This window comes from Ferrimonas sp. SCSIO 43195 (genome assembly GCF_023716685.1).
GTDB lineage: Bacteria > Pseudomonadota > Gammaproteobacteria > Enterobacterales > Shewanellaceae > Ferrimonas > Ferrimonas kyonanensis.
Map to the genome: position 1 here is coordinate 1,921,476 of NZ_CP072679.1, position 21,345 is coordinate 1,942,820.

At 55.2% G+C, this 21,345-nt stretch carries 19 protein-coding genes; 12 read left to right on the forward strand and 7 right to left on the reverse strand.

The genetic code is table 11. The features are described from left to right. Window positions 1-253: 253 nt before the first annotated feature. From J8Z22_RS09060 to J8Z22_RS09070, 3 genes are all read left to right on the forward strand, one after another. Complete coding sequence (locus tag J8Z22_RS09060; RefSeq protein WP_028113330.1) at window positions 254-919, forward strand: TetR/AcrR family transcriptional regulator; 666 nt, start codon at window positions 254-256, stop codon at window positions 917-919. Further along, the gene (locus J8Z22_RS09065) at window positions 916-3,192 is read left to right on the forward strand and encodes an acyl-CoA dehydrogenase (protein WP_252010147.1); all 2,277 of its coding nucleotides are present in this window, start codon (window positions 916-918) and stop codon (window positions 3,190-3,192) included. Before J8Z22_RS09060 ends, J8Z22_RS09065 begins: the two co-directional genes overlap by 4 nt. 190 nt (window positions 3,193-3,382) lie before the next feature. Next, window positions 3,383-3,838, forward strand: coding sequence for a hypothetical protein (locus J8Z22_RS09070; protein WP_156897026.1), 456 nt, complete (start codon window positions 3,383-3,385; stop codon window positions 3,836-3,838). 55 nt (window positions 3,839-3,893) lie between these two features. On the opposite strand, the gene J8Z22_RS09075 is transcribed toward J8Z22_RS09070, so the two are convergent. Next, window positions 3,894-4,334 (reverse strand): hypothetical protein, encoded by a 441-nt coding sequence (locus J8Z22_RS09075; protein ID WP_252010148.1) that lies wholly within the window; start codon window positions 4,332-4,334, stop codon window positions 3,894-3,896. Between the two features lie 11 nt (window positions 4,335-4,345). Then, window positions 4,346-4,777, reverse strand: coding sequence for a cytochrome c (locus J8Z22_RS09080; RefSeq protein WP_252010149.1), 432 nt, complete (start codon window positions 4,775-4,777; stop codon window positions 4,346-4,348). Window positions 4,778-4,870: 93 nt separating this feature from the next. On the opposite strand from J8Z22_RS09080, the gene J8Z22_RS09085 reads away from it, so the two are divergent. Together J8Z22_RS09085 and J8Z22_RS09090 are read left to right on the forward strand one after the other, a co-directional pair. Next, on the forward strand, window positions 4,871-5,488 hold the full coding sequence (locus J8Z22_RS09085) for a cytochrome b/b6 domain-containing protein (protein WP_252010150.1): 618 nt from the start codon (window positions 4,871-4,873) through the stop codon (window positions 5,486-5,488). A 10-nt stretch (window positions 5,489-5,498) separates the two neighbouring features. After that, on the forward strand, window positions 5,499-5,951 hold the full coding sequence (locus tag J8Z22_RS09090) for a MarR family winged helix-turn-helix transcriptional regulator (protein ID WP_245595596.1): 453 nt from the start codon (window positions 5,499-5,501) through the stop codon (window positions 5,949-5,951). A gap of 65 nt (window positions 5,952-6,016) precedes the next feature. On the opposite strand, the gene pyk is transcribed toward J8Z22_RS09090, so the two are convergent. Together pyk and J8Z22_RS09100 are read right to left on the reverse strand one after the other, a co-directional pair. Next, entirely contained in the window at window positions 6,017-7,453 is a 1,437-nt protein-coding gene (gene pyk / locus J8Z22_RS09095) for a pyruvate kinase (RefSeq protein ID WP_028113323.1), read from the reverse strand. Window positions 7,454-7,684: 231 nt separating this feature from the next. Further along, window positions 7,685-8,539: a MurR/RpiR family transcriptional regulator gene (locus J8Z22_RS09100; RefSeq protein ID WP_028113322.1), complete on the reverse strand. Its 855-nt coding sequence runs from the start codon at window positions 8,537-8,539 to the stop codon at window positions 7,685-7,687. Between the two features lie 264 nt (window positions 8,540-8,803). Here J8Z22_RS09100 and zwf point away from each other — a divergent pair, with 264 nt between their 5' ends. From zwf to J8Z22_RS09130, 6 genes are all read left to right on the forward strand, one after another. Next, entirely contained in the window at window positions 8,804-10,282 is a 1,479-nt protein-coding gene (gene zwf, locus J8Z22_RS09105) for a glucose-6-phosphate dehydrogenase (RefSeq protein ID WP_035415873.1), read from the forward strand. A 12-nt stretch (window positions 10,283-10,294) separates the two neighbouring features. Beyond that, window positions 10,295-10,999: a 6-phosphogluconolactonase gene (gene pgl, locus J8Z22_RS09110; protein ID WP_028113320.1), complete on the forward strand. Its 705-nt coding sequence runs from the start codon at window positions 10,295-10,297 to the stop codon at window positions 10,997-10,999. Continuing rightward, on the forward strand, window positions 10,996-12,810 hold the full coding sequence (gene edd, locus J8Z22_RS09115; RefSeq protein ID WP_252010151.1) for a phosphogluconate dehydratase: 1,815 nt from the start codon (window positions 10,996-10,998) through the stop codon (window positions 12,808-12,810). The genes pgl and edd overlap by 4 nt, the downstream gene beginning before the upstream one ends. 12 nt (window positions 12,811-12,822) lie before the next feature. Continuing rightward, window positions 12,823-13,464 carry a bifunctional 4-hydroxy-2-oxoglutarate aldolase/2-dehydro-3-deoxy-phosphogluconate aldolase gene (locus tag J8Z22_RS09120; protein ID WP_035415872.1) on the forward strand — a complete coding sequence of 214 codons (642 nt, stop codon included), beginning with the start codon at window positions 12,823-12,825 and terminating at the stop codon, window positions 13,462-13,464. A gap of 157 nt (window positions 13,465-13,621) precedes the next feature. After that, entirely contained in the window at window positions 13,622-14,815 is a 1,194-nt protein-coding gene (locus J8Z22_RS09125) for an ISL3 family transposase (protein WP_371878119.1), read from the forward strand. Between the two features lie 720 nt (window positions 14,816-15,535). Then, window positions 15,536-16,573: an IS110 family transposase gene (locus J8Z22_RS09130; RefSeq protein WP_252010153.1), complete on the forward strand. Its 1,038-nt coding sequence runs from the start codon at window positions 15,536-15,538 to the stop codon at window positions 16,571-16,573. 673 nt (window positions 16,574-17,246) lie between these two features. On the opposite strand, the gene gap is transcribed toward J8Z22_RS09130, so the two are convergent. Both gap and J8Z22_RS09140 read right to left on the reverse strand, forming a co-directional pair. Beyond that, window positions 17,247-18,254 (reverse strand): type I glyceraldehyde-3-phosphate dehydrogenase, encoded by a 1,008-nt coding sequence (gene gap, locus J8Z22_RS09135; protein WP_035415871.1) that lies wholly within the window; start codon window positions 18,252-18,254, stop codon window positions 17,247-17,249. A 236-nt stretch (window positions 18,255-18,490) separates the two neighbouring features. Then, the gene (locus J8Z22_RS09140) at window positions 18,491-19,279 is read right to left on the reverse strand and encodes a DUF2989 domain-containing protein (RefSeq protein WP_084144453.1); all 789 of its coding nucleotides are present in this window, start codon (window positions 19,277-19,279) and stop codon (window positions 18,491-18,493) included. Window positions 19,280-19,506: 227 nt separating this feature from the next. Between J8Z22_RS09140 and J8Z22_RS09145 the strand changes: the two genes are divergently transcribed. Continuing rightward, on the forward strand, window positions 19,507-20,934 hold the full coding sequence (locus tag J8Z22_RS09145) for a glyceraldehyde-3-phosphate dehydrogenase (protein WP_028113315.1): 1,428 nt from the start codon (window positions 19,507-19,509) through the stop codon (window positions 20,932-20,934). Window positions 20,935-21,013: 79 nt separating this feature from the next. On the opposite strand, the gene J8Z22_RS09150 is transcribed toward J8Z22_RS09145, so the two are convergent. Next, complete coding sequence (locus J8Z22_RS09150; RefSeq protein ID WP_252010154.1) at window positions 21,014-21,343, reverse strand: TusE/DsrC/DsvC family sulfur relay protein; 330 nt, start codon at window positions 21,341-21,343, stop codon at window positions 21,014-21,016. Window positions 21,344-21,345 lie beyond the last annotated feature (2 nt).

Consider the following 21,345-nt stretch of genomic DNA (forward strand, 5'->3'; position numbering starts at 1 on the left):
TCCTTTGCGTGGTTGTTGTCGAAAAGTCGCTATTTTATTACGGGACCGGAGCGGAGGAAAGGGGGCCGAGTTTGGTTTGAACCTGGCTTAGATCAGAGTCTTAACCTTGGCAGCTCCTGGGACATCAGGCGGTGCCTGATGGGGCTAAGCACTTGGTTTATCGAGTGTTCAAACAGAATACGCTTCATGACTTTGACAATACCCAAGTGGCAGAGTAAGTTAAAACAAGTGTTTAAATCAGGAAGGCGCGACTATGTCGAATAAACAAGGTACAAAATCCCGTATCTTGGACGCAGCGGAGCGATTATTTGCAGAACGGGGATTTGCCGACACGTCATTGCGTCTTATCACCAGCAAGGCGGAAGTGAATCTGGCTTCTGTAAATTATCATTTTGGTTCCAAGAAAGAGTTAATCCAGGCGGTACTGGCCCGCTATCTGGATCAGTTTATGCCTGCCAGTGAAGCGGCTCTGTCGGCTCTGGAAAACCAGCCTGGGCTGACGGTGCATGAGATTTTCGACACCCTGGTGCAGCCGCTGCTGTCGTTGGATGAATTGCGTCACCGGGGGTCCAGCATCTTTTTGCAGTTACTGGGGCGGGGTTACATCGAGAGTCAGGGCCACCTGCGTTGGTTTGTGACCACTCATTACGGCAAACCGCTGGAGCTGATCGTCAAGTTGATCCATCAGGTGGACAACGACATCGACGATGCTGAGTTGTTTTGGCGTCTGCACTTTACCCTGGGTACCGTGGTTTTCACCATGGCCTCGTTTGAAGCGCTGAATGACATCGCCCATGCGGATTTTGAACAAGACAATAACGTGGAGTCGGTGATTAAGCGACTGATTCCCTATGTGGCCGCGGGCGTTGTTGCTCCGGCTCCCCAACTGTCAGGGACCAAGATTAAGGAAGTATCATGACCTTGCTGATTTTGATCATTATTGCGGTGTTAGTGGTGTTTGGTGTCACTGACATTCGTCGCCAATTTATTTCCAAACCGGTATTCGGCTTTTTCCGCAAGGTGTTGCCGCCCCTGTCACAGACCGAACGGGAAGCGATGGAAGCGGGCACCGTCTGGTGGGACGGCGAACTGTTCTCCGGCCGTCCGGACTGGCAGCAGCTGCACTCCATGCCCATGGGCGAGCTCAGCGGTGAAGAGCGGGCCTTTCTGGACAACCAGGTCGATACGCTGCTGTTGATGCTGGATGACCATCATGTGGTACAGGAACAGAAAGACCTGCCACAACCGGTTTGGGATTACCTGAAGCAGGAACGCTTCTTCTCGATGATCATTCCCAAAACCTATGGCGGCCTGGATTTCTCTGCTCTGGGTGCCTCCACCATTGTCGCTCGTATCGCCAGTCGCAGCCTCACCGCCGCCATTACCGTAATGGTGCCGAACTCTCTCGGTCCCGGTGAACTGCTGGCTCACTATGGTACCGAAGAGCAGAAGCAGCGCTGGCTGCCAGGATTGGCCGATGGCACCGAGGTGCCGTGCTTCGCCTTAACCGGCCCGGAAGCCGGATCAGACGCTGGCGCCATTCCCGACAGCGGCGTGGTGTGCATGGGTGAGCACGACGGCAAAGAGGTGCTGGGTCTACGCCTGAACTGGGATAAGCGTTACATCACCTTGGCTCCGGTGGCCACGGTATTGGGGCTGGCATTTAAGATGCGTGACCCGGACGGTTTGTTGGGTGACACCAAGGAGATTGGCATCACCTGTGCGCTGATTCCGGCATCACACCCCGGCGTGGAGCTGGGCAACCGTCATAACCCTCTGAACATGGCCTTTATGAACGGTACCACCCGCGGTGAGGATGTGTTTATTCCCATGGAGTGGATCATCGGCGGTCCTGATTACGCCGGGCGCGGGTGGCGCATGCTGGTGGAGTGCCTGTCTGCAGGGCGGGGCATCTCTCTGCCGGCTCTGGCGACGGCGGCCGGACACGTGGCGACCCGCACTACCTCGGCGTACTGCGGTGTACGCCAGCAGTTTGGGGTGAATATCGGTCAGTTTGAGGGGGTGCAGGAAGCGATGGCACGCATCGCTGGCAATACCTATCTGTTGGAAGCGGCCCGTAAGATGACCGTGGGCGCCATCGACATGAATCAGAAACCGTCGGTGGTGACGGCCATTGCCAAGTACCACATGACCGAATTGGGCCGCTCCATTGTCAATGACGCCATGGACATCCATGGTGGCAAGGGGATTCAGCTGGGCCCTAAGAACTACCTGGGTAACATGTATCTGGCTCAGCCGGTGTCGATCACCGTGGAAGGGGCCAATATCCTGACCCGTAACCTGATGATCTTCGGCCAGGGCGCGACGCGTTGTCATCCCTACGTCTTGTCTGAGATGGAAGCGGTGGCCATGGAGGATAAGGACCAGGCCCTGAAAGTGTTTGACGGTCTGCTGCTGTCTCACATGCTCTACGGGGCGCGCAATGGCTTGAACTCATTGGTCGGGGCTTTGACCGGGGCTCGATTGAACTCGGCGCCGGTGGCGGGGGAAACCGCTCGTCATTATCGTAACCTGAGTCGCCTCAGTGCCAACCTGGCGTTGATGTCGGATCTGGCCATGGCGGCCCTGGGCGGCGGTCTGAAGCAGAAAGAGATGATCTCGGCCCGCCTGGGCGATGTGCTCAGCCAGTTGTACCTGGCGTCGGCGGCATTGCGTCATTTTGAATCCGAGGGGCGTCAGCATGGCGACCTGCCGCTGCTGCACTATTCGGTAGAGAAGTGTTGCTATGAAGCGGCAAAAGCGATGGAGGAAGTGATTCGCAACTTCCCTAATCGTCCTCTGGGTTGGCTGGCTAAGGCGCTGATCTTCCCTATTGGCAACCATTTCCACATGCCTTCGGACGATACCGCCAAAGCGGTGTGTGAGGCGGTGTCCAAACCGGGAGTGGTTCGCGAACGCATCACTCACCTGTGCCACATGCCTGAAGGTCTGGAAGATGGCATCAGTGAAGTGGAGAAGGCTTTCCTGGCGCTGCATGAGCAGGCGCCATTGATGAAGACCCTGAAGCAGGCGATGCGTTCCGGTGCCTTGCCCAAGCAGGCGATATCGCCGGCCTTGATTGCCAAAGCGGTAGAGGCGGAGGTGCTGACCGAATCTCAGTCTGAGTCCCTGCTTAGCGCCTGGGCGCTGCGAACGGCAGCCATCCATGTGGACGAGTTTGCTACGCTGTAATCCCCGCAGTGTAGAATCAGGGCCGGCATTTGCTGGCCCTTTTTTATATCGGCCTGTTAAACAATGAGAGTTGTGCAGAGTGAAATAGCCAATTGCGCAAGACTGGAGCTGGGTTGATCTTGATCACGGAACTGGTCTGACAAGTGTCGCATTCTTTACTGTAAATGGGATGTCAGCGCAGGAGCGACACATGATGAACCGATGGGCATGGTTGGATCTCGACAGAGTCTTGGCAAATAAAAATCTCAAGGAGCGGGTGTTGTATCGGCACTTTATTCCTATGTATCTGCACTACTTCGGCCAGTTCCTGCAGTGTGCCCGTGGTGATGATCCTCACGCAAAATATCAGGCTGAGCGCGTGTTTCAATCAGTATCCCTGGGCTTTGTGGATGAACTGGCCTGTCATCAGTTGCAGCCCGATACTCGAATTCTGACCCATTACGACATCGAGTTGGCGCCGTGTCTTCGCGAGCCCGAGATGCAGCACAGCCTGAGGGGCGAGGACAGTTATGCCACCGCTCGGGCGATCTTTGAAGACTGTTTCAATGGTCTTGATCCGCAGCAGCAGCTGCTACAGTCTGAACGGACCTGGTTTGAGCTGCTTCAGCATCGCGCCAATCAGGTAGGGCGGCAGTGGTTTAAGTGAACGCTGTGTTGCCCGCAAAGTAAGCAGGTTGACCCTAATGTCAACCTGCTATTCATTAACACCTGGAGCGCGGGCGTAATCGGCGACCGTCGATAACATTCAGGCCCATAAGAATCAGGTTGGCGGCGCCTGCTGTTAACTCCAGTCCCTGTACCCACCAAAATACTCCGGTCATCAGTCCCTGGCTGGCCAAATGATCCAGGTAGATTGCGGCGGGGATCAGAATCAACAGCCCATTGAGGGCGATAATCGGCATCCTTTTTTTCTTTCGACCAATGGGACCACTGCTGGCCTTGGGCGCCAGTTTCATGCCGGTGATACCGGTCAAAGCCATGACGGGTACCAGCAGCCAGATGCCATAGACGATGGCGTGTTTGGTGGCTGAGATGACACGGTCATTGCCCAGTAATTCGGCAATAAGGGTGCTGCTGAAGAACGTCAGTATGATCAGAAAAGCCAGTGTCGCAGCCAGTCGATGGGCATTTTGAATGGTCATAAAGCGCCTCCTTACCACAACGAACGGTAGCTCATATGGCAGGAGCGGCAGCTGGAGGTGGCGTTTTCCAGCGCCGTATCCAACCCGGCGGAACGGCCAGACTCAGCGGTGTTGCTGATGGCAGTAAAGTCATCAGCCAGTCGCGTTAGCCGACCTTCAAACTCAGGCCATTCGTTCCAAATCGATTTGCGGCTGCGCCCTACACCTCGACTGGTTTCGGGAAACAGAGTTTTCAACAAGGTGACGGTGTCTGCAAGTTCGGCGGCCAATTCGGCTCCTCGCTGCCATTGCTCCCGGTCCAGAGCGTCTTCCATCAGTTCGGTTTTAGTATCGAGTTGATCAAAAAGCTGTTGTCTTTGATTCACTGCAGACTGATCGGCCCAGGCTAACGCCGAAATGATGAGCGCTATTGCTCCTACCAGCATAGGGAAGGGGGTCTGCATTGTGATCTCCATCTTGGTTTGAATGATTTGTGTGCAAGCTATCATGCAAATGCTATAGTTGCAAATGCAATTGTTGCTGTGGAGAGAATTGAAATGATACAAGTATGGGATCTGGCAACTCGCCTCTATCATTGGGGCCAGGCGCTGTTGGTGACTTGGATGCTGCTGAGCGGCTTCAGTGGTAACGGCGATTCTATCGGTCATATGGCGGCCGGAGTGGCACTGTTGGTGCTGGTGTGTTGGCGGTTAATCTGGGGCATTTGGGGCAGTGAAACAGCACGGTTTCGTGCTTTTATTCCCTCACCGTCCCAACTGATCAGTTACTTGATTTCATCGCGTCAGGAGCGCCCAGGTCATAATCCGTTGGGGGCGTTGATGGTGGTGCTACTTTTGTGCCTGTTGTGCAGCCAGTTACTCAGTGGTTGGCTGATCAGCCCGCTGAGTCCTGTTGAGCTTAAACGCAGCGTGGTGCGATTGCTTGAGCACAACCATGGACGGATGGCTCTGGGGTTGGTGATTGCGGTATCGGTGCATGTCCTCGCGGTGACCGTTTATCAATGGCGAGGTCATCGATTGATCCAGGCAATGATCACCGGCAAGCAGCACGGTAGCGGTGCTGTGCCCAAATTGGTGGCCGGACGTAAGGCCGCAATGGTGTTGGCTCTCAGTGCAAGCGGAGTCAGTCTGATGATGGTGATCTCTTTATTCTAGGAGTGTGTTAGTGGAGCAGGGTGATAAATTGGCGGCGTTTTCCCGGGACCGCAGTCTTGGCTGGTTGTTGGCGGTGGTTCACAGCCGGGCTGCCGACCAACTGGATGAGAGGTTGCAGAAAGTCGGGTTAAACCTGGGGATGTGGCCGACCCTGATGATGCTCTGGGAGGAGGAGGGGTTGACCCAGGTGGAGTTGGCGTCGCGCTGCATGACGGCGCATTACACCACCACTCGAGTGTTGGACAGCTTAGAGAAGAAACAGCTGGTGGAGCGGCGCAAACACCCGACTAGCCGACGCTCGCACCTTATCTATCTCACCGATGAGGGGCGGGCGCTGAAATCCGCCTTGATCGCCGAAGCCATGGACGTCAATGACAGCTTGCTGTCGGTGCTTCAGCCGCAAGAGCAGCAGCAGTTTTTATCGCTACTGGCGAAGATGGTCGCAGCCGGCAGCGCTGACTAGATATCGGGTATAAAAAAGGGTTAGCCGAAGCTAACCCTTTTAGTGGATGAGAATGAGAGCGGTGTTTACTCGACAACCACAACCTTGGTGGTGTTGGTGCCACCGATGGTTTCCATCATGTCGCCCTTGGTTACCAGAACCATGTCACCGCTTTGCAGCAGACCGGCGGCTTTGATTTCAGCGATGGCGGCAGACACCAGGTGACCGGCTGGATGCTGAGTGGAATCAAAGTTCACTGGGTAGACACCACGGTACATGGCCATACGGTTCAGAGTCGGCTCGTGACGAGACAGCGCAATGATCGGCAGGCTGGAGGTGATGCGGCTCATGATCATCGGGGTGTTACCGGACTCGGTCAGGGCAACGATGGCCTTAACGCCTTCCAGGTGGTTGGCGGCGTACATGGTTGCCAGAGCCACAGTTTCTTCAACGGTCTTGAAACGCTCTTCCAGGCGGTGACGAGAAACCTTAACCCGAGGGTTCTTCTCGGCGCCGATGCAGACGTTGACCATGGCAGTAACGGTTTCTTCAGGGAAGTCACCGGCCGCAGTTTCGGCTGATAGCATCACGGCGTCAGTGCCGTCCAGTACCGCGTTTGCCACGTCCATGACTTCGGCACGGGTTGGCATTGGGCTGGAGATCATGGACTCCATCATTTGAGTGGCGGTAATCACCACGCGGTTCAGTTGACGACAGCGAGCGATCAGTTTCTTCTGCACACCCATCAGCTCGGCATCGCCAATCTCAACACCCAGGTCACCACGGGCAACCATCACCGCATCGGAGGCCAGGATAACGTCATCCATGGCTTCGTCGGTGGCAACGGCTTCGGCACGTTCTACTTTGGACACGATGTGGGCGTTACAGCCTGCTTCGCGAGCCAGTTCGCGAGCGTAGTGCAGATCTTCACCGGTACGTGGGAAAGACACCGCCAGGTAATCGACGTTGATGGCGGCAGCGGTTTTGATGTCTTGCTTGTCTTTGTCGGTCAGTGCCGCTGCAGACAGACCACCGCCTTGCTTGTTGATGCCCTTGTTGTTGGACAGCGGGCCGGCAACGGTAACGGTCGTGGTTACCCGGTTGCCGTCCACTTTCTCTACCCGCAGTTGTACGCGGCCGTCGTCCAGCAGCAGTACGTCACCAGGAACGACGTCCTGAGGCAGGTTTTTGTAGTCCAGACCAACCTGGTTCTCATCGCCTTCGCCTTTAGCCAGATCGCTGTCCAGCACGAAGGTATGGCCCATAGGCAGTTGGACCTTGCCTTCCTTAAAGGTGGAGACACGGATTTTAGGGCCTTGCAGGTCACCGAGGATGGCAACATGACGGTTATGCTTGGCGGCAATCGCACGCACGTCGTTGGCACGCTTGACGTGATCTTCGGCACTACCGTGAGAGAAGTTCATCCGGACGACGTTGGCGCCGGCCAGGATGATCTTTTCCAGGTTGCCATCACGGTCGGTAGCCGGACCTAGCGTGGTTACGATTTTGGTTCTTCTGAGCATAAGAGACTCCATAAAGAATACTGGCTCTAAAGTTTATAGATGTCGAGTTTCGCTAAATGTTGTAGCTGAAAGATCAACATGAAAGAAAATTACATAAATTATAGTTGTAGCTTGATAACAAAAATGTGATCCAGCGCAAGGTAGGCAAGCCTAAAGGTGCCAATTGTTGAGGTCAAGTGTAGTCGGTGTGATAAAAAAAATGCCGCTGACGGGGATGTCAGCGGCATTTCTTTACAGATTGGCGGGTTTTTCGAAGCGGGATTCTCTGATGGCTTCTTTGACGCGTTTCAAATTATCCCTGAAACGTGGGCCCCGGCGCAGAGTAAAGCCGGTAGCCAAGACATCGATCACAGTCAGGTGAGCCAGTCTTGAGGCCATGGGGATGAACATGTCTGTGTCCTCCGGCACCTCAACGGTGACCGCCAGAGTACTCTCCCGAGCCAGCGGGCTGTCCTTGGCGGTAATGGAGATCACCTGGGCGTTGCTCTCCCGGGCCAGGCGGGCCACTTCAACCAGCGCCTTGGTGCGTCCGGTGTGGGAAAACAGCACCAGAACGGAGCCGGCAGTAGCGTTAATGCAGCTCATGCGCATCATTAACACGTCATCGAAGCAGACCACAGGTACGTTGAAGCGGAAGAACTTGTTCTGCGCATCGTGGGCCACCGATGAGGAGGCGCCCAGACCAAAAAAGGAGATCTGCTGGGCCTGAGTCAGGATGTCGACGGCACGGTTGATGGCCATCGGGTCGATGGACTGCCGTGCGGCATCCAGCGCCGCCATGGAGGACTCAAAAATTTTGTTGGTGTAGGAATCCGGGCCATCGTCTTCATCGACATGGCGGGATACGTACGGCGTTCCGTTAGCCAGACTCTGGGCCAAATGCAGCTTAAAGTCTGGAAAACCTTTGGTGTCCAAGCGACGACAAAAACGGTTAACCGTCGGCTCACTGACGTCGGCCATTTTTGCCAGGGTGGCAATGCTAGCGTGAATAGCGGTTTGGGGAGAGGTTAAGATGACTTCCGCTACTTTTCGCTCGGACTTACTGAAGTTACTTAGGTTAGTTTGTATTTTTTCTAGAGTATTCATGCGATATATCGCCCAGTTTACCGAGAAGATGGCTGCAATCATTTGTCAGAAGCCGCCTATAATAGCCTGTAAAGCCCTGTATACTGGGCGACTACCCTCTGGCACCTGCTTGCAGTTAGGTTAAGTTTACAAACAGTGTTGTAAATTATCTAGCTTTTCAGTGGACGCTGAGGTTGCACCATCGAAAAAAATTCTCTTTAATGTAGTTAATTTACGAAAAAGTGACGCCGCATACAGCGGTCCCCTATTTATAGGAGTTGGATAGTGACCCACTTTACCGGCTCGGTCGCCAAACCGTGTGATTTCGTGTTGTTTGGTACTTGTGGCGATTTGGCTCGCCGCAAACTGATCCCTTCGTTGTACCAGTTGGACAAGGCCGGACTGCTGCATTCCGGTACCCGTGTCATCGGCGTGGCTCGCCGGGAGATGGCGCAGTCCGAATACCAGCAGATGATCCGCACTGCCCTGGATGAGTTCTTAAAAGAGGACGTGGATCAGGACGTTCTGACCCGCCTGTTGGCTCGTTGTCAGTATCTGGCCATGGATTTCACCCAGCCGGAAGGCTACCAACAGTTCCATGCCTTGCGCGAGCAGCAGCCCGACAATGTGATGGTGAACTACTTCGCCACGCCCCCCTCTATCTATGGTGACATCTGCCGTTGCCTGAAATCCTGCGCCCTGATTCAACCCGAGACCCGAGTGGTGCTGGAGAAGCCGATCGGGCATGATCTGGAATCGTCTCAGGTGATCAACAATCAGGTGGCGGAGTTCTTCGAAGAGAACCAGATCTACCGCATCGATCATTATCTGGGTAAAGAGACGGTGCAGAACCTGGTGGCGCTGCGATTCGCCAATTCCCTGTTTGCCTCAAAATGGGACAATCGAACCATCGACCATGTGCAGATCACCGTGGCCGAAGAGGTGGGCATTGAAGGGCGCTGGGACTACTTCGATAAAGCCGGTCAGATGCGCGATATGATTCAGAACCACCTGCTGCAGGTGCTGGCGCTGGTGGCGATGGACCCACCGGTGAATCTGGATGCGGACTCGATTCGTGACGAGAAAGTGAAAGTGCTGAAGTCACTGCGGCCCATCGACAGCAATAACGTGTTCGAGAAAACCGTACGAGGCCAGTACTCGGCGGGCTTCCTTAAAGGCCAACCGGTTCCCGGTTACCTGGAGGAGGAGGGGGCCAACCTCAATTCCGATACCGAAACCTTTGCCGCCATTCGGGTCGACATCGACAACTGGCGTTGGTCCGGGGTGCCATTCTATCTGCGTACCGGCAAGCGGATGCCCTATAAGTGCTCCGAGATCGTGGTTCACTTTAAGAACCCGCCCCATAACCTGTACCGCGACAGTTACCGCCAGTTGCCACCCAACAAGCTGACTATTCGTCTGCAGCCCCACGAAGGGGTTGAGATTCAGATGATGAATAAGGTGCCCGGGTTGGACGAAACTCAGCGTCTGCAAACCACCAAGCTGGATTTGTCATTCTCTGACACCTTCAAGAATCAACGGGTTGCCGATGCCTATGAGCGGTTGTTGCTTGAATGCATGCTCGGTAACCAATCTTTGTTCGTCCGTCGTGACGAAGTGGAGCAGGCGTGGAAATGGTGCGATTCCATTCTGGCGGCCTGGTCCGACTCCCATGAAGAACCTAAGGCGTACCCTGCGGGAACCTGGGGCCCGGTGGCCTCGGTGGCGTTGATCACCCGCGACGGCCGCTCCTGGGATGAGTAAGAGAAGTTAATTATGATCAAACTGTCTGTGTTTAAGCCGTTTGATACGGCGCAGCACCTGGCGCAAACGCTGGCGGCGAAGATCGCTGCCCAGCTACAGAGTGCCATCGATAGCCGTGGCAGTGCCTCGCTGGTAGTTTCCGGCGGCAGCACGCCGCTGTTGCTGTTTTCAGAGCTGTCCCGTCAGGCCATCGACTGGCAAGAGGTGTTCGTGACCCTGGCGGACGAACGCTGGGTGGATCCTGAGCACGCCGACTCCAACGAGCGCCTGGTGCGTGAGCACCTGCTGACGAATCGTGCCTCTGCGGCCAAGTTCCGTGGTTTGAAGAACTCCTACGCCCAGGTGGATGAGGGGGTTCTGATGACCGAAGAGGTGCTGTCAAACCTGCCTCGGCCGTTGGATGTGGTGATTCTGGGCATGGGTAACGATGGCCATACCGCGTCGCTGTTTCCCTGTTCAGAGCAACTGGCCCTGGGGCTGGCAACGCCTAAAACCTGTCTGGCGGTACACCCGACCACCGCGCCCCATGGGCGCCTGTCGCTGTCGCTGAAGACCCTGCTGGACAGCAAACAGATTTACCTGCATCTGCACGGAGAAGGCAAAAAAGCCGTTCTGGAGCAGGTGCTGCAATCCGATGATGCGACTGAGATGCCGATCCGGGCGGTGCTCAATCAACGCAAGACCCCGGTGGACGTTTACTGGAGTCAAGCCTCATGACCCATGCTACTGTGTTAGCCGTTACCGAACGCATTGTTCAGCGCAGCAAGGGCCGCCGTCAGGCTTACCTGCAGCGCATGGCCAAACAACAGGCTCAGGGGGTTCAGCGTGGGGAGTTGTCTTGCTCCAACCTGGCCCACGGTTTTGCCAGTTGCGGTAAGCAGGATAAAGACGACCTGCAGCACTTCAATAAGTACAACATCGGTATCGTTACCGCTTACAACGACATGTTGTCGGCTCATCAACCCTATGGCGTCTACCCGGACATCATCAAACAAGCCTGTCGTGATGTCGGCTCGGTGGCTCAGGTGGCGGCGGGTGTGCCGGCAATGTGTGATGGCGTGACCCAGGGGCAGCCCGGAATGGAACTGAGCCTGATGTCCCGCGATGTCATCGCCATGGCCACTTCCGTGGGTCTGACTCACGCCATGTTTGATGGCGCGCTGATGCTGGGGATTTGCGACAAGATCGTTCCTGGACTGTTGATGGGTGCCATGAGCTTTGGCTACCTGCCAACGCTCTTTGTGCCAGCCGGTCCGATGCCATCGGGTCTGCCCAACAAGGAAAAAGCCAAGGTACGGCAGGAGTACGCTCAGGGTAAAGTCAGCGATGAGGACCTGCTTAAAGCGGAGTCGGCGTCTTACCACAGCCCGGGCACCTGTACCTTCTATGGCACCGCCAACTCTAACCAGTTAGTGCTGGAAGCCATGGGGCTGCAACTGCCGGGATCTTCGTTTGTTAATCCCACCAGCCCCCTGCGCCATGAGTTGACCAAGTTGGCCAGCCAGCAGGTCTGCCGCATGAGTCAGGAGGGGGACAGTTTTACCCCGCTGTACAAGATTGTGGATGAGAAGAGTGTCGTCAATGGCATCGTCGCCTTGCTGGCGACCGGCGGCTCCACCAACCTGACCATGCACATCGTGGCCGCTGCCCGTGCGGCGGGCATCATTGTCGATTGGCAGGATTTCGCCGAACTGTCGGCGGTAACGCCATTGTTGGCCCGGGTTTACCCGAATGGCCAGGCCGACATCAATCACTTCCATCAGGCCGGAGGCATGGCCTTCCTGATTCGTGAATTGCGTCGCGGCGGACTGGTGCACGACGACGTCACGACTGCTGCGGGACAGGGGCTGGACCGCTACACTCAGAAGCCTGAATTGGTGGACGGTAAAGTGGTTTGGAAGGATATTCCTGAAGCGAGCGGCGATGATGACGTTCTGCGCCCCATCGATAACCCGTTTCTGGCTAATGGCGGCATGAATCTGGTGAAGGGCAACCTGGGTCGGGCGGTGATTAAAACCTCTGCCGTGGCCGAAGAGCATCAGGTGGTGGAAGCCCCCGCCAAGGTGTTTGAGTCTCAGAAGGCGCTGACTGAAGCGTTCCAGAACGGAGAGCTGAATCAGGATTTCATCGCCGTGGTGCGGTATCAGGGCCCTCAGGCCAATGGTATGCCGGAACTGCATAAACTGCTGCCACCACTGGGTGTGCTGCAGGACAAAGGCTTTAAGGTGGCATTGGTCACCGACGGTCGTATGTCCGGCGCCTCCGGCAAGGTCCCGGCCGCCATTCACGTGAGCCCGGAAGCCCTCGATGGCGGTCTGTTGGCTAAAGTGAAAGAGGGAGATCTGGTTCGACTCGATGCCAAAAACGGCATCATCGAACTGTTGGTGGATGAAGTTGAATTGGATGCTCGCACCATCGCTGCGGTGGACCTGCGGGAAAATGACGAAGGCTTTGGCCGAGAATTGTTCAGCAATATGCGTAAGCTGCTTTCCAGTCCGGAAACTGGTGCTTCGGCGCTGTTAGATTAAGCGAGGATAGAGATGAAAAATTGGAGCATCCAGCCTGCTGAGGTTTTTGCTACCAGCCCGGTGATTCCGGTGATGGTGATTGAGCAACTGGATCAGGCGGTGCCGTTGGCACGCGCACTGGTTGCCGGTGGCATTCGTATCCTTGAGGTAACTCTGAGAACCGAGTGCGCCCTGGAAGCGATTAAATTGATTCGTGAAGAGGTGCCAGAGGCCCTGGTGGGAGCCGGTACGGTTCTTAATCCTCTGCAGCTGCAAGCGGTGGTGGATGCCGGTGCGCAGTTTGCCATCAGCCCCGGGGTGACCAGTGCTTTGCTGGAAGCGGGTGCCGAAGGCAGCATTCCGCTGATCCCGGGCGTGGCTTCGGTCTCCGATGCCATGAAGGCGATGGACTACGGTTACCACTTCCTGAAGTTCTTCCCAGCAGAAGCCAGCGGCGGTGTTAAGGCGATCAAGTCCATGGGCAGCCCGCTGTCCAAACTGACTTTCTGCCCCACCGGTGGTATCGGCCTGTCTAATTGCAAAGACTACCTGGCTCTGTCTAACGTTGCCTGTGTCGGTGGCAGTTGGATTGCGCCGTCTGACGCCGTACGCGATGGCGACTGGCAGCGCATCAGCGACCTGTCCAGCCAGGCGCTGGCTCACGTCAACGGTTAAGCGTAAGTGGTTCATAAAGGCCGGCATTATGCCGGCCTTTTTTGATCTTCCCTTTTTTTAAGGTTCTTCGCAGATTAGCGGGAACTAGATACGAGAACGGCTGGAAAGGTTATTGTGTAGTCGCCAAACAAACCCAATAACCAACCAGCCGTTCTCGATGCCGAAGCTTACCTTGCCTGTCTCACTGTGGGAAGGGTTTTCCCCCACTCATACTGAGCTCCACCACGACACTCTTACCATCCATTTGACCCCTACGAGCCCCGGTCGATGTCACTGTGGCCAGCCAGTCACTCAGGTCCATGATGTTTCCTCGCGTACTGTCCAGGAGCGAGACATTCTTGGCTATCGCACCCTGCTATCGCTGCCGCTACGCCGACTTCGCTGCTCTGGTTGTGGAGTAACTACCGAGAGCCTCTCCTGGCTTGAACCCCATGCGCGGCAGACCAATCTGCTGATTCATTACATCGAACACTTGCTTAAGCTGATGCCCATCAAGCACGTTAACGAGCTGACAGGTTTGCACTGGCACACCCTCAAGCGCCTGGATATGCAGCGCCTGACCCGAGAGGTGATGGAACCTGACTGGAGCCAGGTGCGGCGTTTGGTCATGGACGAGTTTGCCCTGTTCAAGGGCCACCGCTACGCCACGGTCATCGCTGATGCCGATACCCATCAGGTGCTGTGGGTCGGCGAGGGTCGTAGTCGAGAAGCGATACGGCCGTTCTTCCTACAGTTGGGGGAGCACTGCCAGTACATCGAAGCGGTGGCCATGGATATGAATACCGCCTTCGACCTGGAGGTAGCGATGCACTGCCCAAACGCCGAAGTGGTCTATGACCTGTTCCATGTGGTGGCCAAGTATGGCCGGGAAGTGGTGGACCGGGTTCGGGTAGACCGAGCCAACGAGCTGAAGCAGGACAAACCGGCCAGAAGAAGGGTGAAGCGAGGTCGTTGGGTGTTGCTGAAGAATCGGGAGAACATGACCGGCAAGCAACATGCCTATCTGGAGGAGTTGCTAGCCGAGAACCGGTCGCTGATGGTGGTATATCTGATGCGAGAGCAACTGAAGGAGTTGTGGTATGCCGACAGTCCCGATGTTGCTCTGAACCAGTGGCAGCTGTGGTGGCAGCAGGTCACCGAGAGCGGCATAGAGCCGCTAATCCGCTTCGCCAGGAAGCTCAAACCTTACCTCAAGGGCATCGTCGCCTCGGCCACTTATCGTCTGCATACCTGCAAGCTGGAGGGGATGAACAACAAGATAAAGGTCATCAAACGCATGGCCTACGGATACCGGGACAGCGACTACTTCTTCTTGAAGATACGAGCCGCTTTTCCCGGTAATGCGCGATGAACCTTTTTTAATACAACTTAAGCCACTGGGCCCTCGCGTTCGCAAGGGCGACAACCCCTCTTTTGTCTTACCCGCGAAGGCGGGTAGCCAGTGTCTGTGCCTTTGGTCATTCTTGCGCACGCGGGAATTCAGCGTCTTTCCCTCAATCAAAACCAAAGCCACTGGACCCTCGCGCTGGCAAGGGCGACACGATGAGGGTTAGGTATTGGCGGCGGTAGTGGTGGCCGCCTTAATGCTCCGGTGCGAATGAGCTTAAAACGGCCCTCCGTCGTGCCCGCGCACGCGGGTACCCAGCGTCTTTCCCTCAATCAAAATCAAGGCCACTGGGCCCTCGCATTCGCAAGGGCGACGGTGTGAGTTGATAGGGTGTGCGGTAGCCCGGTTGTTATCGTGGTTTTCGTAAAGCACGGTGCAGTTGGTTCCCTACGTACTCTAATCACCCCTCTGTCGTACCCGCGCACGTGGGTAGCAAGTGTCTTTCCCTTAATCAAAATCAAGGCCAATGGGCCTTCGCGCTGGCAAGGGCGACACGATGAGGGTTAGGTGTTGGCGGCGGTTGTGGTGGCCGCCTTAATGCTCCGGTGCGAATGAGCTTAAAACGGCCCTCCGTCGTGCCCGCGCACGCGGGTACCCAGTGATGTGATGGACGCCCCCCTACGATACGGCGTCAAATGCGCCAGAATTAAGTTGCGAAACATAATTCCCAGAGGAGCGTCCATCATGTCTATTAAAGCCATTGGAATCGATTTAGCCAAGAGTGTTTTTCAGGTATGTGTTCTGCAGGAGGATGGTTCAATCCTATGGAACCGCAAGGTCAAAAGGGAGAAGTTGCTTCATACCCTGCGCAACTTTCCTGCTAAAACGTTGGTGGCCATGGAGTCTTGTGCCCGCTCCCACTATTGGGGAAGGCGGCTTGAGCAGGCTGGCTATCAGGTGAAGCTCATCCCCGCGCAACACGTTAAGCCGATGGTGTCAGCGCAGAAGAATGATGCCAATGATGCGTTAGCTATCTGCGAAGCGGCGTTCCGGCCGAAGCTGCACTCGGTTCCCATAAAGACCGTCGAGCAGCAAGACATAAAGGCTTTGCGCTGCGTTCGGCAGAGGATGGTTGAATACCGAACCGCCCTTGCTTGTCAGATGCGCGGCTTAGCAGGGGAGTATGGTGTGAACTTCGGCACAGGGATAAAGGTGCTGAGGAAAGAGCTCCCAGACACGATAGAGGACGGTGATAACGACCTGAGTGTTGTCATGCGGGGGTTATTGCTACGGATGCAGAGTGAGCTCAGGGCTCTGGATGAGGAAATCAAAGCCCTAGAGCAGGATATTCATCAGTTGTGTAAACAGCAGCCTCGATATCAATTGCTGCAGGGCATCCCCGGATTCGGTCCTATAGTTGCGGTGGCTTTCGTCAGTGAAGTGGGTGATGGTCTTCAGTTCTCTAATGGCCGGCAGTTGTCGGCTTGGTGCGGCCTGGTTCCCAAGCAGCGGAGTACCGGAGGCAAGACCCGGTTAGGCAGCATCACCAAGGCCGGGAATAAGCAGTTGAGGGTGTTGCTGATACACGGAGCGAGAGCGGTATTTGCTCATGTGTCGAACCGAAATGACAGACTGGGGCGATGGCTGAACAAGCTAATAGTGCGCCGAGGTAAGCGTAAAGCGATAGTGGCGTTAGCGAACAAGCTGGCGCGAATAGCCTGGAGCATGACGGTCAGCGGCAACAAGTTTGAACTGACCCATGCGTTTGCAGTAACCAAGTAGTTAAGCTCCCTGAAGCCAGGGAGGTGCAGTGAGTACCGCGTAACCTGAGTTTGCAAACCTTGATGAACAAACGGTAATCCGGCCTGGCAAGAGCCTGAAATAAGACCGACAGTAAATGTCGTCCCAGCGTGTAGGCTGCCAGGTTCGGACCACATTATGGCGCTACCTCGAGAAGGTAAAACAGACGCCGGATATACGTCCGCAAACCGACCTCATCAAAGTCTTGCAGTTGCAGGGGCGTCCATATATGTCTTTCCCTCAATCAAAATCAAAGCCACTGGGCCCTCGCGCTGGCAAGGGCGACAACCCCTCTTTTGTCTTACCCGCGAAGGCGGGTAGCCAGTGTCTGTGCCTTTGGTCATTGTTGCGCAGGCGGGTAGCCAGCGTCTTTCCCTCTATCAAAATCAAAGCCACTGAGCCCTCGCGCTGGCAAGGGCGACACGATGAGGATTAGGTATTGGCGGTGGTAGTGGTGGCCGCCTTAATGCTCCGGTGCGATTGAGCTTAAAATGGCCCTGTGTCGTGTCCGCGCACGCGGGTAGCCAGTGTCTTTCCCTTAATCAAAACCAAAGCCAGTGGCCCCTGTCGCTGGCAACGGCGACAGGCGGTTTTTCAGGCACAAAAAAAGGCTCGCCGAAGCGAGCCCCTGTCAGGAGTTTTTACCGCAGAACGCTTACTTGGCGTTCATCAGGACAACGGCGTTGTCCAGCATACGGTTGGAGAAGCCCCACTCGTTGTCGTACCAGGCCATGACTTTAACCAGGCGACCGTTAACACGGGTCTGGGTGGCGTCGAAGGTAGAGGAGTATGGGCTGTGGTTGAAGTCGCAGGAAACCAGCGGCTCATCGTTGACAGCCAGAACTTCGGCCATGGCGCCGTGGCTGCAAGCCTTGGCGATGATGGCGTTGACTTCTTCGATGGTGGTGTCGCGCTTGGCAACGAAGGACAGATCAACCAGAGAGACGTTGATGGTTGGTACGCGAACCGCACCGCCGTCAAACTTACCAGCCAGTTCAGGTACAACCAGACCAACTGCCGCAGCAGCACCGGTTTTGGTTGGGATCATGTTCACGGCCGCAGCACGGGCGCGACGCAGATCTGAGTGGTATACGTCAGACAGACGCTGATCGTTGGTGTAAGCGTGGATGGTGGTCATCAGACCAGACTCGATACCCAGCTCGTCGTTCAGCGGCTTGGCAAACGGTGCCAGGCAGTTGGTGGTACAAGACGCGTTAGAGATAACGGTCATGTCAGAAGTCACGATGTCGTGGTTTACGCCGTAAACAACGGTCGCGTCGACTTCTTTACCAGGTGCAGAGATGATCACTTTCTTGGCACCGGCTTCGATGTGCTTGGAGGCGGTAGCTTTGGTTGTGAAGATACCAGTACACTCGAACACCACGTCTACGTCCAGCTCGCCCCAAGGCAGTTTGGATGGATCACGCTCGGAGAAGGTACGGATCTCATCGCCATTGATGGTGATGGCACCTTCGCTCTGCTCAACCTTGGCGTTGAAGCGACCGTGTACGGAGTCGTACTTGGTCAGGTGAGCGTTAATGGCGGCGTCACCCAGATCGTTGATAGCAACGATTTTAATTGGGTAGTCTTTCTCGCTCTCATACAGCGCGCGCACAACGTTGCGGCCGATTCGGCCATATCCATTGATGGCAACTTTGATCATAGTGATACCTATCTCGATAACTTATGTAATTGTGGTTAATTTACAACACTAATGGCGGTGGTCAAGGGCGTAACCGCAATATTTTGTGATAAATGAGTAAATGTTACGACACATCAAGTTTTAGTTGGCTTAAGCCTAGTACAAAACGGCTGTTTCTGTGACCAGTGCCTCGCGATGGCGAGGCGCGCTCCGTGCAATAAATCACCATTTAGTCCGTAACTCAAAAAGAAATAAAATTACAGTTTGAGGTCGTTTGCCGTAAATGAGCCCTGCTCAAGCTTGTCCAGCAGCGTCGCGGCTTTGGCGTCCAGAGTGGCCTTGTCCACTTTGCTGGAAGCCTGAAGTAGCCGCAGTCGCTGCGCATTTACCAGCTCGGGTTTGAACTGTGCGGTCATCTTAGCAAACAGATAAGCACTAGCTGGTTGGTCGAGTGTCAGGTATTCGTTGGACAGCTCCAGATAGGTATCAACAGCGGGGTGGGGCAGGGTGGGGAGAATGTCCAATAGATAGGCGACTGCTTTCTCAGGGTTTATTCGAGAATAGTAGGATGCTGCAAACTGCTTTAACTGGATGGAGTTCAGTTCACCTTTTCGCTCAGAATCCAGGAACCGCGCCAGTGCCTGGTGGTCGTTGAGCCGGGTCCAGTGGTAGAAGCTGAGATAGGGGGAAGGGTCGCTGACGGTGGATTGTTGCAGCTTTTTCAGCGCTTTTTGTGAAGCGATGTAGCTCTCGATTCGGGCCGTCTCCCGCTCCTTGGCAACGATGCGGTTTTCTATCATGGTCGCTTTTTCCATGCAGCCAACATAGTTTTCCAAGGAAATGAGTTCGTTATAAATGGTTCTGCGATCACTGGGGTCGTCTTCGTAACGGGTCCAGATCACCTGCGAACGCTCTTTAATACACCAGCCGGTCAGGGGCACGTCCTGACACATTTGCGGCTGAGCTTCACACACTTGTTGCAGCGTTAATCGGGTGTCGCAGGCGCTTAGGGGCAGCAGCAGAGCTACCAGGGCAATTGCTCGCATCGTGTAATTTTACCAAAAATTCTGCGGTCATCGGCTAAATTTAGTCGATTTCTCTAATTAAATTACGGATTTAGGTTGCTGGAATCAAGAAGCCGTTGTTCTGTAGAATACCAGCCAGTTGGCCAACGTAGCCACGTTATCTGTACCCATTTCATGGTCTTTGAACTTAATCACGATTATAAAGCATTGAGCCGAAGACTGTGCGCATCATAAAGGATCTGTTGACAATGAGCGCTGACAAGCACTTGAAAAGCTGGCAAGAACGTTTCGAAATGGCCGAAGCGATGCAACCCATTATTGGCAAGCTGTATCGCAACAAAGGCGTCGAAGTGTTGGTGTATGGTAAGAGCCTGCTGAATGCGTCTACCATCGACATCATTAAGTCTCACCGTCTGGTTCGTAAGCACGAAGGTGAAAAGCTGCGCCTGCGTGAAAGCTTCCCGTTCCTGGAAGCCCTGAGCAAGCTGGATGTTCGCTACGCTCGCATCGATCTCGGTAAGCTGGCCATGAACTACTGGCGTAACCACAGCGACGGCAGTGAGATTGAGTCTTACGTTGAAGCGGAAATGGGCCCGGCCATCGAGCAGGAGCTGGAGCAGCGTGACGTCGTTCTGTACGGCTTCGGTCGCATCGGCCGTCTGCTGGCTCGTTTGATGATTGAGCGCACCGGTGTGGCCAACTCCATGCGCCTGAAAGCCATTGTGGTACGAGGCGGTCGCGATGGCGATCTGGAGAAGCGTGCCAGCCTGTTGCGTCGTGATTCCATCCATGGGCCGTTTAACGGTTCCATCGAGGTGGATGAAGAGAACAACGCCATCATCGCCAACGGGACCTACATTCAGGTGATCTACTCCAATGGTCCGGATCAGGTGGATTACACCCAATACGGCATCAACAACGCTCTGGTCGTTGATAACACCGGCATCTGGAAAGATGAAGAGGGCCTGGGTCTGCACCTGAAGTCTAAGGGCGTGGAGAAGGTGTTGCTGACCGCTCCGGCCAAAGGCGACATTAAGAACGTGGTGTACGGTGTCAACCACATGGACATTTTGCCGGAAGATATGATTGTGTCTGCGGCGTCCTGTACCACCAACGCCATCACTCCGGTGCTGAAAGCCATCAACGATAAGTTTGGTATTCGTAACGGCCACGTTGAGACGGTGCACTCCTACACCAACGATCAGAACCTGATCGATAACTACCACAAGGGTGATCGTCGTGGTCGCAGTGCGGCCCTGAACATGGTACTGACCTCTACCGGTGCCGCCAAAGCCGTTGCCAAGGCGCTGCCGGAGCTGAAAGGTAAGTTGACCGGCAACGCCATTCGCGTTCCGACGCCAAACGTGTCCATGGCCATCATGAACTTGAACCTAGCCGAAGGCACCGATCGCGAGACCATGAACGAGTTCTTGCGTGAAGTGGCCCTGCACTCCGAGCTGCAAAGCCAGGTGGACTTCACCGAGTCTACCGAGATCGTATCCACCGATTTGGTCGGTTCCCGTTACGCCGGTGTGGTTGATTCTCAAGCTACCATCGTCGATGGCGACCGCGCGGTATTGTACGTGTGGTACGACAACGAGTTTGGTTATAGCCGCCAGGTGACTCGAGTTATGAAGAAGATGCTGGGCCTGACGACCCACGTGATTCCGTCTTAACGGGTTGCCTGAATAGCAAAAAAGCCAGCAGAGATGCTGGCTTTTTTTGTTTAAACCCCATCAAAAAACAACCAAGGGGTCAGATGCAGCGGGCCGGTTTCGGCAGACCGGCAATTTTGGTGGCCTGTTTGGCCGGGCCTTTGGGGAACAGTTTGTAGAGGTACTTGGAGTTGCCTTTCTCTTCGCCCAGTTTCTGGCCGATGGCTTTAACCAATACCCGAATGGCGGGACTGGTGTTGAACTCTTCGTAGAACGCCCGCACAAAATTCACCACTTCCCAGTGGTTGGCGCTAAGGCTGATGCCTTCCTGCTCGGCCAGCAGAGGTGCCATCTCCGGTTGCCACTGGCTGGCGTCCAGCAGGTAGCCCTGTTTGTCAGTCTCTATCTCCTGACCATTGAAATTCAACATGT